The sequence below is a fragment of the Pleurocapsa sp. CCALA 161 genome (genome assembly GCF_003003995.1).
Lineage (GTDB): Bacteria > Cyanobacteriota > Cyanobacteriia > Cyanobacteriales > Xenococcaceae > Waterburya.
In genome coordinates this window covers 1-14,862 of the sequence record NZ_PVWF01000111.1, presented here as the reverse complement: position 1 = coordinate 14,862, position 14,862 = coordinate 1, and the positions used below count along the sequence as shown (strand labels likewise).

Annotated in this window: 12 protein-coding genes; 10 read left to right on the top strand and 2 right to left on the bottom strand. The window is 40.6% G+C overall.

Annotation, left to right across the window (positions count from 1 at the left end):
- Positions 1-1,112 (bottom strand): Wzz/FepE/Etk N-terminal domain-containing protein (locus C7B62_RS20075; RefSeq protein WP_233220065.1); only part of this gene is annotated, 1,112 nt, incomplete at its 3' end.
- A gap of 215 nt (positions 1,113-1,327) precedes the next feature.
- Here C7B62_RS20075 and C7B62_RS20070 point away from each other — a divergent pair.
- From C7B62_RS20070 to guaA, 10 genes are all read left to right on the top strand, one after another.
- Complete coding sequence (locus C7B62_RS20070) at positions 1,328-2,134, top strand: sirohydrochlorin chelatase (protein ID WP_106241324.1); 807 nt, start codon at positions 1,328-1,330, stop codon at positions 2,132-2,134.
- 23 nt (positions 2,135-2,157) lie between these two features.
- A complete protein-coding gene (cobA, locus tag C7B62_RS20065; protein WP_106241320.1) occupies positions 2,158-2,916 on the top strand; it encodes a uroporphyrinogen-III C-methyltransferase in 759 nt (252 codons plus the stop codon).
- 264 nt (positions 2,917-3,180) lie between these two features.
- Positions 3,181-3,369 carry a translation initiation factor IF-2 gene (locus C7B62_RS20060; RefSeq protein WP_106241317.1) on the top strand — a complete coding sequence of 63 codons (189 nt, stop codon included), beginning with the start codon at positions 3,181-3,183 and terminating at the stop codon, positions 3,367-3,369.
- Between the two features lie 272 nt (positions 3,370-3,641).
- The gene (gene psbV / locus C7B62_RS20055) at positions 3,642-4,133 is read left to right on the top strand and encodes a photosystem II cytochrome c-550 (RefSeq protein WP_106241327.1); all 492 of its coding nucleotides are present in this window, start codon (positions 3,642-3,644) and stop codon (positions 4,131-4,133) included.
- A gap of 218 nt (positions 4,134-4,351) precedes the next feature.
- Positions 4,352-6,154 carry a proline--tRNA ligase gene (gene proS, locus C7B62_RS20050; protein WP_106241314.1) on the top strand — a complete coding sequence of 601 codons (1,803 nt, stop codon included), beginning with the start codon at positions 4,352-4,354 and terminating at the stop codon, positions 6,152-6,154.
- A 283-nt stretch (positions 6,155-6,437) separates the two neighbouring features.
- Positions 6,438-7,400: a PRC-barrel domain-containing protein gene (locus tag C7B62_RS20045; RefSeq protein ID WP_106241310.1), complete on the top strand. Its 963-nt coding sequence runs from the start codon at positions 6,438-6,440 to the stop codon at positions 7,398-7,400.
- Positions 7,401-7,510: 110 nt separating this feature from the next.
- Positions 7,511-8,011: a GNAT family N-acetyltransferase gene (locus tag C7B62_RS20040; protein WP_106241307.1), complete on the top strand. Its 501-nt coding sequence runs from the start codon at positions 7,511-7,513 to the stop codon at positions 8,009-8,011.
- A gap of 248 nt (positions 8,012-8,259) precedes the next feature.
- On the top strand, positions 8,260-10,791 hold the full coding sequence (gene mutS, locus C7B62_RS20035; protein ID WP_370304091.1) for a DNA mismatch repair protein MutS: 2,532 nt from the start codon (positions 8,260-8,262) through the stop codon (positions 10,789-10,791).
- A 219-nt stretch (positions 10,792-11,010) separates the two neighbouring features.
- The gene (gene cbiD / locus C7B62_RS20030) at positions 11,011-12,123 is read left to right on the top strand and encodes a cobalt-precorrin-5B (C(1))-methyltransferase CbiD (protein WP_106241302.1); all 1,113 of its coding nucleotides are present in this window, start codon (positions 11,011-11,013) and stop codon (positions 12,121-12,123) included.
- Between the two features lie 149 nt (positions 12,124-12,272).
- A complete protein-coding gene (guaA, locus tag C7B62_RS20025) occupies positions 12,273-13,898 on the top strand; it encodes a glutamine-hydrolyzing GMP synthase (RefSeq protein WP_370304089.1) in 1,626 nt (541 codons plus the stop codon).
- Between the two features lie 62 nt (positions 13,899-13,960).
- Here the strand turns inward: guaA and C7B62_RS20020 are convergent.
- The coding region (locus C7B62_RS20020; protein ID WP_106241295.1) for a site-2 protease family protein at positions 13,961-14,862 on the bottom strand (902 nt) is incomplete at its 5' end.

Sequence of the window (14,862 nt, the reverse complement as noted above, 5' to 3'; positions counted from 1 at the left end):
CCAACCTGTTTTTGCAGACTCAACTCTTCAATTTTGAAGCTAATAAATTTTTCGAGCTGATTTTCTTTGGTTCCATTTTCATTGCGCAACAAACCTTGAGAAACATCAACTCCCTCACCCACATTAACGGCAATCAAATTTCTCAGTTGCTGGGTCAAACTACTTTTCTTTTCATTTAGACTAATTACAGCAGGATGTTGGTCGCTAAACCTTTGACGTTCTTTTGACAGCTCTGATTCGGTTTGTGCTAGTTGATCCAAAATACTTTGGACTTCAGGATAAGAACCCAACTGATTAGCTTTGACTGCTTGTTCTAAATTTAAGCCTAGCTGTCCTTGAAGAGCGGCAGATTGAGCCTGCATTCCCTGGAGTTGAGAACCTGTAACCGTAATCTGTTGATTAATCGAACCTAGATTGTTAACTAAACCTCTTTTCTCTTCCCCCAAGTCAACAATATTGTTTTGCGCTCTAAAAGCGGAAATTTGTTCTTCAGCCGTCTTAACCTTGGCTTCTATCTGTGGTAGCTGACCATCAATAAACTCTTTAGCAGCTCCAGGTTGACTCTGATTGCTGGCAATTTGGGTCTGAATATAGACATCCATCAAAGTATTGACGACGTTAGATGCTATTTTAGGATCGGGATGCTTATATTTTACGCCCACTACATCGGTTCCGCCCACAACTTCAGCCACCAGTTTTTTCCTAAAGTCTTCTGGTTTTAAAGGATCACCATTTTGATCGGTTAGTTTTTGCCGATCAATTACCTGTTGAATTACAGGTTCAGATTCTAAGACTTGGATTTGGGTACTCAAAGGAGTCTGATCGTTTAAAATGGTATTTAAAGTACCTGCTTCCTTGCCAATTTCACCTATGGCTGCGGCACTTTTCTGTTTAAACAGTAACTTTCCTTCTGCCTCATATGTTTTCTGTTGTAATAAGCTCAGACATCCAGTTACTCCCAAAGTCAAAAGAAAAACAGCCAAAGCGGGTTTCCACCGTCTTTTTACTTTAACTAAATATTCGCTCATACTAACATCCAAAGAATCTCTAGAAGGAGTTCCCGATGCAGAAGAATTGGTTACGTATTGATCGTTAGAGTTATTACTCAACATATTTTATTTCAGTTAGGAATTTAGATTTTATATAGTGACCAAATAACTTATGAATTATTACGATAGTTATATCAGTATTTATACTAATATTTGCACTTAAAATATATCATTTACTACAGAATCAATTGTTTTCAGAGCTATAATTTTTAAAATATAGGCTTTTCTAGGCTTTTTTTTAAAATTTACACTATACCTCTTATACTTCGGTAATTTATTTGACTTCATCTTGCGCTTACTTGTTAGTTTTTCACGGTAGTAGAGACTGTCGAACCCAGACTGCTGCTTTGAAACTTAGAAACCTGTTAATCGCCAAATATCAATCCAACCACATACTAACTCAGGATAATTGCTTGGGAAAGAATTCGTTTAATTTTGAGCCTAAATTATTGATTGAACCAACAATTTCAGACTTGCCTCGAACTCCTTTGATTGAAATAGCTGCTTTAGAGTTGGCTGATAAGTCTTTGAGCCAGAGTCTAATCGACTTTGCACAAAAAGCAAATCTACAAGGATTCAAACGAATCAAGATACTACCTCTATTTCTCGCCCCAGGATCTCATGTTCAGTCAGATATTCCTGCTGAAATTGCCTTGGCTATTAAACAGCTTGACAATCAGATATCTATTGAATTATCTCCATATTTGGGTAAATATTCGGGAATAGTTGCTCTGCTGACAAATCAATTCGAGGAATTGTCGAGCAAAACACGCATCTTGATTGCCCATGGCAGCAAATTGCTGGCAGCAGAAGAATACTATCAGAACTTGTCAAAGCAGTTACATGCTGAAGTAGCTTACTGGTCTACTTTTCCTAAGTTTACTCAAGAAATTAAAGCTCAAATACTTTTAGGTAGTCAAAAAATTGCCATCTTGCCCTACTTTTTATTTCCTGGCAAAATTACTGAAGCGATCGCTACAAAAATTGACGAACTACAGCAGGAATATCCTCACGTCGAGTTACTGCTCGGGCAACCCCTTGGGGCAACCCCCGCTATTGCCGAATTAATTGCCCAGTCAGCTTAAACCATCAATCAATTTAGTATTATATGAATCAATCAAAGTACCTCGGTAAGGTTTATTTAGTTGGTGCCGGACCAGGAGATCCTGGCTTGTTGACGGTGAAGGGAAAAACTCTACTAGAACATGCTGATGTCGTAATTTATGATGCCTTGGTTAGTCCAGAAATTATGGCAATTATTCCAGACACAGTTGAGAAAATCAATGCAGGTAAGCGTAAAGACCGTCATTCTCTGCCCCAGGCAGAAACTACTGAATTATTGAGAGTTAAGGCTCAAACCAATGCTGTAGTGGTGCGTCTTAAAGGAGGTGACCCTTTTGTGTTTGGCAGAGGCGGGGAAGAAATGGCCGATCTAATTCAGGCAGGAGTAGAAGTGGAAGTTGTGCCAGGGATCACTTCAGGAATCGCAGCCCCTGCTTATGCGGGCATTCCCATTACTCATCGTCACTATAATTCTTCTGTTACTTTTGTCACGGGACATGAAGCCACCGAAAAATATCGTCCCGAAGTCAACTGGCAGGCGATCGCTCAAGGTTCAGAAACCATTGTGATCTATATGGGAGTTCATAATCTACCCCGCATTATTCCCAGTCTAATTACAGGAGGTATGACCGCCGAAACCCCGATTGCGCTGATTCGCTGGGGTACTAGACCCGATCAAACACAGTTGATTGGCACTTTAGGCACGATTGTTGAGCAGATAGCTAGAACAGGATTTCAAGCACCTGCGATCGCTGTTATTGGCAAGGTCGTAAATTTGCGTTCCCTTTTACTTCCTCGTAAATAACGGCAAAGGTAAAGTATTACTTTGCCTCGAAAAACTTTTCCCGCAGTTGGGTCTATTAAATGAGATGATATCTATTATTATTGGGGCGCAAACGGTCTAGCTGAGTATTATTGCTCATCTCGGCTTAAACGAAATCCTAGTATAATACATAATTACTGAACAATGACGAAGTCAGAGGAAGCCCCGTTGTTTTACGGCGGGGTCTGTCTGACCATTTATTAATCATTTAGTCTTCCATTAAAAAGATTTAGATAGACCGTACTTATGGGCTTTGCAGAACTATCAATTGCTGATATTGCAGCAGAATATGGCTTGAAAGAACAAGCCGTATTTGAACTTTGCGATCGCTTTCAAATCAACTATAAAAACGAACGCACTTGTTTAGCACTCGAAGATGCTAAAGCAATAATCATGGAAATTCTGGCTACTAAAACTAATTCAGAAGCTAGTTAAAGGAATCATGATTCATGTTCCCCACTGATCCTGAGCGATAAGATTGTTTACTGTTTTTTATAACCTTTGAGTATTCTGTCAAAATAAATAGCTGGAGATTATGGATGCTGATGTTTTGACCAAGGCTCAGGTAAGCCTGATCGTTTTCTACCCGAATGCAATGGGTGCAATCGGCAGGAAACCTGACCATGGTAATCAATTGGAGACTATTCGATCCTTTGTTGGAGAGGTTGATCCTAAGCATCGATCAAATTCAAATTTTGAGGAGAACAATGTTGAAAAAATTTTTACTTGCTGCGGTAGCTGCCTTATTATTGGTAATTCAATTTAACGTTGGTAGTGTAAATGCAGTGGAACTTGATGAGAGTATTCGTACTGTTCCCCTAAATGACAAAGGGGACAAAATGACTTTAAGTTTGAAGCAGGTTAAACAAGGACAAAAAGTGTTTGTTGAGAACTGTAGTTATTGTCATAAAGGTGGTGCGACCAAAACTAATCCTAACGTCAACTTAGGTTTAACTGCTCTATCTGGAGCTTATCCCGCCAGAGACAACGTTGAAGGTATTGTAGACTATCTCAAAAATCCCACTACCTATGATGGGGAGAAAGATATCTATGAATTCCACCCCAACACTACTCGCTCCGATCTTTATCCCAAGATGCGCAATCTGACTGATGAAGATTTAGAGGCAGTAGCGGGACATATTTTAATTCAACCTGAAATTCGCGGCATCCTTTGGGGTGGCGGTAAAGTTTATAACTAGAATTAAAAGTTATTAAAGATTGAGTTAGTACCATCAAAAGTAAGTTAGATAGGAGATTTAAAGATTAGGCTCTTTGAATTTCTTATCTTTATTTTTTTGCTTAGTTACTCTCATCCTACTTTGAATAAAACTTTCTTTGAATGAAACTTTTTAAACCAAAATCACTTCCAACCGACTGATAAAATAAAAATTCCGCCATCTTACCGAAGGAAATAACCATGCGACTAAACAAAATGCTGTTTGTAACCCTGCGAGAAACTCCAGCAGAGGCAGAAATACCCAGTCACCAGTTATTACTCCGTGCTGGCTATATTCGCCGTATCGGTAGCGGTATCTATGCCTATATGCCCTTGATGTGGCGAGTGTTGCAGAAAGTAGCTCAAATTGTTCGAGAAGAAATGGATGCCACAGGAGCGCAGGAGTGTTTGTTGCCTCAGCTACAACCATCTCAGCTTTGGCAAGAATCAGGGCGGTGGGATACTTACACTAAGGCAGAAGGAATTATGTTTTCCTTAAGCGATCGCAGCGATCGCGAATTGGGTTTAGGCCCCACCCACGAAGAGGTTATTACGACTATTGCCCGGGAAACGATTCGTTCTTATCGTCAGCTACCGCTAAATTTATATCAGATTCAAACCAAGTTTCGGGATGAGATTCGCCCTCGTTTTGGCTTGATGCGCGGGCGAGAATTTATTATGAAGGATGCCTATTCTTTTCATGCAGATGAGGCAAGTTTAAAAGAGACTTATCAGGCGATGGATCGGGCATATCGCAATATTATGACTCGTTGTGGCTTAGAATTTCGTCCTGTAGAGGCAGATTCGGGGGCAATTGGTGGTTCTGGATCTCAAGAGTTTATGATTTTGGCAGAGGCGGGAGAAGATGAAATTCTTTATACCGAAGATGGTAGTTATGCCGCCAATACCGAAAAAGCAGTATCTTTACCTGCCGATCTGGCGGAGTCGCCCTTTAGCAGCTATGAAAAACTCGCCACGCCCAACACGGAAACTATTGCCACCTTAGCCGAAACCTTGAACTGTTCCCCCACAATAATTGTGAAAAACGTTTTATACGAGGTGATTTACGATAACGGCATGACTGTTTTAGTCTTGATTAATATCCGTGGCGATCGCGATGTGAATGAAGTTAAGCTAACTAACGAATTAACTAAACTTGCCCCCCAATACCAAGCTAAAACAATTATTGCTCTCAATGTACCTGATGTCACCGCCCAGAAAAAATGGGCAGCTAAACCCTTGCCTTTAGGCTATATCGCACCCAGTTTGAATGACGACTATATCAGCACATCTAAAAATGTAGCGCAGCAATTTTTGCGTTTAGCCGATCAAACCGTAGTCAATGTCAAAAACTTTGTCACAGGGGCAAATGAAGTGGGCTATCACGTTGTGGGGGCAAACTGGGGCGATAACTTCACCTTACCTGAACTTAAAGTAGATATTCAAAAAGCTCAAGCTGGCGATCGCGCTGTTCACGATCCCAGTCAAACATTAAGCAGTGCCAGGGGTATTGAAGCAGGACATATTTTTCAGCTTGGTACCAAATATTCGGCTGCAATGGGAGCAAACTTTACTAACGAACAGGGTAAAACAGAACCCCTCTTGATGGGTTGTTATGGTATTGGCGTATCTCGCTTGGCACAAGCAGCCGTAGAACAATCCTATGACAAAGATGGCATAATTTGGCCTGTGGCGATCGCCCCTTATCATGTCATTGTGATCGTACCCAATATTGCTGATGAAGAAAAAATGGCTGTGGGGGAAAAGCTTTATGAAGAATTTAAACAGGCGGGAGTAGAAGTATTACTAGACGATCGCAAAGAACGGGCGGGAGTTAAATTTAAAGACAGTGAACTAATCGGTATACCCTATCGGGTAGTCACAGGGCGATCGCTTTCTGAGGGCAAAGTAGAGGTAGTTAAACGAGAGACTAAAGAATCTCAAGATTTACCAGTGACAAAAGTTGTGGAAATTGTTAAGCAATGGATTGAAGCAAAACTGTAACTCAGTTATTTGAGTTGAAAACTCATCAATTTGGGCGTAGCTAATTCAGACTAGGGGTAGTGAATAACTTTTCATTGCCAAAAGTTAGTATTCATGCTCCAATAGGGCAAATGTTTAGGGATTAGCTAGAATGAATTTATCAAACTCACGTTGTGCTAATTTCACCAACTATAAAATTATCGTCTTGACAACTTTTATGGCATCATTTTGAAACAAAGACTGATTTTAAAAATACTAATAAATAGCAGGTGCAAGCAGTAGCTTACATTAACCAAACAGCAACATGACAACTGAAAACATACATTTACGCTCTGAATTTATTAACACTCAAGTCATTGCCCGTAACACTGGTAAAAGATTAGGAGTGGTAAAAGAGGTCTTGGTAGACATAGACCGCAGAGAGATAGTGGCTTTGGGACTAAGAGACAACATCTTATCAGTCTCTGGAATACCCAAATATATGTATCTTGATAGTATTCGTCAAACTGGAGACGTGATTCTGGTAGAAGATGAAAACGTCATTGAGGATATTGATGTTGAAATTTATAGTAAGTTAGTCAACTGTGAGGTTATTACCGAGGCTGGTGAACCTCTGGGTAAAGTTAGGGATTTTCAGTTTGATGCGGAAAATGGTGCGGTTAATTCTATTGTGATTGCTTCTTTGGGTATTCCCCAAATTCCCGAGCAGTTTATTAGTACTTACGAGCTATCTATTGAAGAAGTTGTCAGTAGTGGCCCTAACCGCCTGATTGTCTTTGAAGGTTCAGAAGAACGTATTGAACAGATTTCCGTTGGACTATTAGAACGTTTGGGGATTGGTCGTCCTCCCTGGGAAAAAGACGATGTGGGCTATTATCCTCAGACTATAAAAGCTGAAAACCAACTACCCACAGGTACTCCTCTACGTACTCCGATCTCCACCACTGTAGATACAAGAGAGCCTGTAATGGAGGAACGGTGGGATGAAGACGAATGGCAAGAGTCCCGTACCGCACCACCGCCGATGAGACAGCAGGCAGAGGCAATTCCTTATGATGATGATTACGAAGAGAATAATTGGGAAGATGCTGAGTCTGAAGTCTATGAAGCAAAAGTATATGATGCGCCTCCAGTAAAAAAATATGAATATGAGGAAGTCACTAATGATGATGTTTGGGATGATGATACCGAACCACAAGCTTATAATCCTCCTCCTATAAATATTCCTGAAAAACAAAAAGCTCCTGAATACGAAGAACCAGGTTAATAGGAGTCAAAACCCAGAAGCGTTATATTACGTTTGTACAAAAAGTAAGAGTTTAAATTAAAGAGAAGGCGAGGATAACAGCTCGTCTTTTTTATTGGACTTCAAGGCTTATGATACTTAAAACGCAGAGGCTAACTTTACAACCGATTCTGGAGAGCGAGTGTAACACACTCCAGATGATTTTTACCGATCCTCATGTGAGGAAGTATCTCTGTGACGACACAATTTTTTCGTGGCAACAAGTCGAGGAAATGCTCAAACAGAGCAGAAAGTACTTTGAAGAAGAAAAATTCGGTCTTTGGTTTATTAGAATCAATGGTGAAAGTGAAGTGATTGGATTTGTTGGGCTGTGGTATTTCTTTGATGAAAAACAGCCACAGTTAATCTATGCCATACTGCCTAAAGCTCTCAAAAAAGGCTACGCTACTGAAGCTGCAACTAGAATAATAAAGTATTGTTTTGATGAACTTGGCTATGAGTATATTTTAGCAAGTTGCGATCAACCAAACCTTGAGTCCAAAAAAGTAGCGGAAAGACTGGGAATGAGGAGGGTAGAAGAAAAAATCGTGAAGGGGAATCTAGTGGTGTTCTTTAGACTTGAGAAGTCGTAGTCAAAAAAACAGCCTAACAACTGTATTAGAGAGGATTCACCTAGTTCCTTTTTGATCAAAATCAATTTTAATTGCGATAAATCTTGAAGCAGATCGAGATTACATTTGAAGAGGTCAATCTGGTGCGATAAAGTCATAGTAGTAAAAATCCTGATTGATAAAGATTCATGTCATCTGAGAAGCATCATAAAACAGATCGAAACATTATTACCGATTGTCGCAACATAGATAAGTCTAAGCTTTCGCCAATGTACCAACATTATGTGGAAGTAAAAGAACAATATCCTAATGCATTGTTGTTATATCGGGTTGGAGATTTTTTTGAATGCTTTTTTCAGGATGCTGTCACCATCGCTAGAGAACTCGAACTGGTGCAAACTAGTAAAGAAGGGGGCAAAGAATTAGGGCGAGTGGCGATGACTGGAGTACCTCACCATGCTTTAGAGCGCTACAGCACGATGCTGGTGGAAAAAGGTTATGCAGTAGCAATCTGCGATCAGGTTGAGGATGCTAAAGAAGCTGCTGCGGAAAAGAGGATAGTACGTCGAGAAATTCAGAAACTGCTTACTCCAGGGACATTGACGGATGATGGGATGCTGCGATCGCGTCAGAATAACTTTTTGGCTGCTATTGTAGTTGCGGGGGAGCATTGGGGATTGGCTTATGCAGATATTTCGACAGGGGAATTTTTTACAACCCAGTCCAGTGAACTTAACTCTTTAACTTTAGAATTATTGCGTTTACAGCCTTCTGAAGTCTTAATTCCTGCTAATGCACCAGATGTTAATGGTTTGCTCCGTCCTGGCGAAAAATCTGAGTATTTAGCGGATTATTTACCCGACAGCTTTTGCTATTCTTTGCGATCGCAACAACCTTTTACTTTAGTTGAAGCCAGTCAAAGACTTAAGGATACTTTTGAGGTAAGTTCTTTAGAAGGTATGGGTTGTGGGGATATTCCTCTAGGAGTTCGAGCAGCAGGAGGTTTATTAGAATATGTGGAAGATACGCAAAAAGCTTATCAAGTGCCATTACAACCCCTACGTACCTATAGTCTGGCAGACTATTTGATTCTCGATCATCAGACTCGGCGCAATTTAGAAATTACTCAAACCATACGAGACGGAACATTTCACGGTTCGCTACTCTGGGCATTAGATCGCACTAGTACAGCAATGGGAGGTAGAGCCTTACGACGCTGGGTATTGCAACCATTAGTTGATTTAAAAGGAATTGCCGCCAGACAAGATACGATTAAAGAGTTAGTAGCTAATACTTCGATGCGCCAGGATTTACGCTCAATGTTGCGTAAAATATATGATATTGAAAGATTATCGGGCAGAGTGGGTTCTGGTACGGCAAATGCACGAGATTTGCTAGCTTTAGCGGAATCTCTAATCAAATTAACTGACTTATCGGCGATCGCTTCCTATGGAAATGCTCCTTTTTTAAAAGCCTTACATAAGATTCCCCCTGAGTTAGAACAGTTGGGGATCTATGTCACCGAGCGTTTGGTAGAGTCTCCCCCTCTGCTACTCAAGGAAGGAGGGATAATTAAAGACGGTGTTGATACTAGACTAGATGAGATTCGCCAACAGTTAGAAGACGATAAGCAGTGGCTGACGAATCTGGAGGTAACAGAAAGAGAACGAGTCGGCGTAGCTAATATTAAAGTAGGGTATAACAAAACCTTTGGCTACTACATTAGTATGCCTCGTTCTAAAGCTAGTCAAGCTCCTGATAACTATCAACGTAAGCAGACTTTAACAAATGAAGAAAGATATATTACTTCGGAGTTAAAAGAACGCGAAACGAGAATATTAACGGCGAAAGATGATTTAAACAACCTCGAATACGATATTTTTAGTGAATTAAGAGCTACTGTTGCCGAAAAAGCCCAGGAAATTCGGAGTATCTCCAAAGCTGTGGCAGCGATCGATGTTTTAGCAGGATTAGCGGAAATTGCTGTCTATCAAAACTACTGCTGTCCAGAAATGCTTAAGGGGCGAGAAATTGATATTACTGAAGGTAGACATCCCGTAGTTGAACAGTCTTTAGGAGAAGGTTTTTTTGTACCAAATTCGGCGCAAATGGGCGAATCATTCCCTGATTTGATTATTTTGACTGGTCCAAATGCTAGTGGTAAAAGTTGTTATTTACGGCAGATTGGTTTGATTCAGTTAATTGCCCAAATTGGTAGTTTTGTGCCTGCTACTGAGGCTAAATTGGCAATTTGCGATCGCATTTTTACCCGCGTGGGTGCAGTAGACGATCTTGCCACAGGACAATCTACTTTTATGGTAGAGATGAACGAAACTGCAAATATCCTCAATCATGCTACTCCTAATTCGCTGATTCTTCTAGATGAAATTGGTCGAGGTACAGCAACTTTTGACGGGCTTTCTATAGCTTGGGCAGTAGCGGAATATTTAGCCACCGATATCCAGGGAAGAACTATTTTTGCTACTCACTATCATGAATTAAATGAATTAGCGTCTATCTTGACTAACGTAGCTAACTACCAGGTAACAGTTAAAGAAATGGCAGACAAAATTATCTTTCTTCATCAGGTGTGTGCAGGTGGTGCCAGCAAATCCTACGGTATTGAAGCAGGAAGACTGGCTGGGTTACCTTCTTCGGTGATATCTAGGGCTAAACAGGTAATGGGACAAATTGAAAAACACAGTAAAATTGCCCTGGGATTGCGAACTGGAATTGAGCAGATGCAGCCTAAGCAATATGCCGACGATCATAAGCTAGAACTCGATATTTTTGAAGAGTAACTTTAGTTTTGGTGAGCAAAAATCTCGTTTTAAAAAGCTTTTTCCTTAATTTTTTTTAGTTGTAAAAAAAGCAAACAAAATCAATATTTTAAGTCTCTACAACAAGAAAATTTTGAGGTCTTGATTGCAGCAGCAGATCAAGGTTTGTATCAAGCAAAAGAAATGGGTCGTAACCAAGCTGTAGAATGTGAGATTGAGCTATATTAACTGACCTAACTTATGCCTTCTGGATATACTCTGCCTGTTTTTGCTTGTGCCAGTGCGATCGCTGCTTTGCGTCATCTCCAGCAACAATCTTCACCCTCACAAGTGACGGTAAATTTAATTAAGCCAACAGAACAGGCAATAATTGACGTTGAACAGGTAGCTAAAATTGATTATAACTGTGCGATCGCCATCACTCGCAGCGATCCTGGCGATCATTTAGATTTAACGCGCAATACTCCTATCTGGGGGAAAGTAAGTCTAAGTTTTAATTCTGATTCTGGAGAGCAAATCACCATCGCAGGGGGAGAAGGTATTGGTCAGCAACAAAATAACCAAAACCAAGCAGCAATCTATGGTTATGCTCAAGAATTAATCAAGGCAAATTTGCAACCTTTGCTGGAGCAAAATCAAAGCATCACGGTAACGATCATTTTGCCAGAAGGAGTGCAGTTGGCTAAACGAACTTCTAACGAAGCTTTTGGCGTAGTTGAAGGACTGTCTTTATTAGGAACAACGGGCATAGTTCAGCCCTTAACTTCACCTAGTCAATTGTCAGCATATCAAGCAGAGATTAAAACCAAGGCAAAACTTTTTGATGATCTAGTCTTTTGTATTGGTGAAAATGGCATCGATTTAGCGCAAAAATCTGGTATAGATCCCCAAAGAATTATTAAAACCGCTAATTGGCTCGGATCGATGTTAGTTACTGCTGCTGCTGCTGGAGTTAAGTCAATTCTACTCTTTGGTTATCACGGTAAATTAATCAAGCTAGCAGGAGGAATTTTTCACACCCACAATCATCTTGCTGATGGCAGATTAGAAATCATGACCGCCTATTGCGCCAAGTTAGGATTATCTACTTCTCAGACTCAACAAATTTTCCACTGCTCCACCACCGAAGCTGCTTTGAATTTATTGAGGCAAATCGATCAAGACTCAGACAATTCTGCCTGGGTAGACTTGGTTTATCAAGAACTAACTCAGGCGATCGATCTAAAATGCCAAGACTATATTTGCAAGTATACAGAACAAAAACTTTGTATAGGTTCAATCCTATTTGATCGTAGTAGGAAAGTAATTAAAATAAGCGATAATGCTGTTTTGTTGCTACCTAAATTATGTTAATCTATGAAAATATTTACATAGATATCTTTCAATAAACAACATCCCGCTAAAATCATAACTCTCCAAATATAAATTTGGTATCAAAATCTCAAGTTTCTTTACACTTTGTTACCTATTTACTTACACAGACTTCCTAGAGTATAGTGACTATTCAAACACAACCAATCTTCTCTCCCAGCAGCGATGCTTTCGTTTCTGACTCTTTAATTGATCGGGTTAATCGTCAAAAAATTATCATTATCGATTTTGGTTCTCAATACTCCGAGTTAATTGCTCGCAGAATTCGAGAAACTCAGGTATATTCAGAAGTTTTATCTTACAGAACGAGTGCTGAAGAACTAAGGAAAATAGATCCTCGCGGTATTATTCTTTCTGGTGGACCAAACTCAGTATACGATGACCATGCGCCCGAATGTGACCCTGAAATTTGGAATCTAGGTATTCCCATTCTAGGGGTATGCTACGGAATGCAGTTGATGGTCAAGCAACTAGGGGGAACGGTTGAAAAAGTTAAGCTAGGAGAATACGGTAAAGCCGAGCTATTTATTCAAGATCCCACTGATCTACTGACCAATGTAGAACATGGTGCAACCATGTGGATGAGTCACGGAGACTCTTGTACCAATTTACCAGAAGGTTTTTCGGTCTTAGCCTACACCAAGAATACTCCCTGTGCAGCAATATCTAATCCCGAACGAAAACTATTTGGAGTGCAGTTTCATCCAGAAGTAGTTCACTCAGAAGGGGGAATTGCCCTAATTCGCAATTTTGTTTACCATATTTGTCAATGCGAACCCACCTGGACAACGGAAGCTTTTGTAGAAGAGTCAATTCGAGATATTCGGGCAAAAGTTGGCGACAAACGGGTTTTGCTGGCTCTTTCAGGCGGTGTAGATTCCTCGACTCTAGCTTTTCTGCTTCATCGAGCCATCGGCGATCAATTAACATGCATGTTTATCGATCAAGGGTTCATGCGTAAGGGTGAACCAGAAAAACTGGTGGAAATATTTAAAAATCAGTTTCATATCCCCGTTGAGTATGTCATGGCACGCGATCGCTTTTTAAAGCAGGTGGAGGGAGTTACAGATCCTGAACTAAAGCGCCGTCGGATCGGACATGAGTTTATTCAGGTTTTTGAAGCAGAATCTAAAAAGCTAGGTCCTTTTGACTATCTAGCTCAAGGAACTTTATATCCTGACGTAATTGAGTCGGCAGACAGCAATGTTGACCCTAAAACTGGAGAAAGAGTAGCGGTAAAAATTAAGAGTCATCACAATGTTGGTGGTTTACCCAAAGATCTGCGTTTTAAACTAGTCGAGCCTCTCAGAAAACTCTTTAAAGATGAGGTGCGCAATGTGGCGCGGGCAATTGGACTACCAGAAGAAATTGTGCGTCGTCATCCTTTCCCTGGCCCTGGTTTGGCCATTAGAATTGTGGGAGAAGTTACCGCCGAAAGATTAAATATTCTGCGAGATGCTGATTTTATTGTACGGGACGAAATCAGTAAGCAGGGAGTATATCACGACTACTGGCAAGCTTTTGCCGTCTTGTTGCCTATTCGCAGTGTTGGGGTAATGGGAGACAAGCGCACCTATGCTCATCCAATTGTGCTGCGTTTTATTACTAGTGAAGACGGGATGACCGCAGATTGGGCAAGAGTCCCCTACGATATGTTGGAAACCATTTCTAACCGTATTGTTAATGAAGTTAAGGGAGTTAATCGAGTGGTATACGACATTACCTCCAAACCCCCTGGAACAATTGAGTGGGAGTGATATAGCCAATCAAGTATTAGGCAGGGGCGAACGGCCGTTCGCCCCTACAATATCTACTCGTTCTAGTTAACGATCGCTTTTTCTGATTCCTGAGCCGATTCAATGGCAGCTTTGTCTTTAATATTTTCCGACTCAGTCATTAATTTAATGATTGAAGCCTTCTCTAGCAATCCAAGAACCTTGCCTACAGCACTAACTACTACTAGCTCACGAGTTTGGGTGGTTTCAAACAACTTCGCTGCTTCCAGCAAAGAAGTATCAGCAGCAATAATATCAGCTTCGAGAATAGGTTTAACTAACTCCGTTAGATGAACATCGTTCCAATCAGAGGTGTGGATCTGTTTCAAATCTTCAGTAATAACAGAACCAAGTAACTGTTGATTTTCATCCACCACGACAAACTTTTTCCAACGCTCTTTACCAATCACGAAGTTGTTTACAAACTCTCGAATTGAAAGATTGCTGCTGACGATAGGACTGTCAGTGATTACTGCATCTCCTGCTGTATATTGACTTAATTTGTCCTGTACAGTGGCAGATTGTGCCGCAAAACCAGCATTTTGTAATAAGAAAGTACCAATTAAGAGAGTCCAGATACTGCCTACTTGACTAACACCGATGACAGAAAGTATCCCTAGAGCGATCGCAATCCAGCCAATTACCTGACCAACTCGACCTGCAATAATTACGCCCTTATTAGGATTACCTGTAACCTTCCAGACGATCGCCTTCAGCACGTTACCACCATCGAGGGGTAAGCCTGGAATCATATTAAATGCTGCTAAAACTAAATTGATATAGGCGACTAGAGAAATAATCGCCTGAAAGGCTGTAGTTAAAGGTGCTGTTGTGGCGACAAAGGTAAACAGACCAAATAATAATAGGCTGACTAATGGCCCAGCGATCGCCACTAAAAGAGCTTGTAAAGGGGTTTCTGATTCTTTTTCGAGGGTAGCTAAACCAC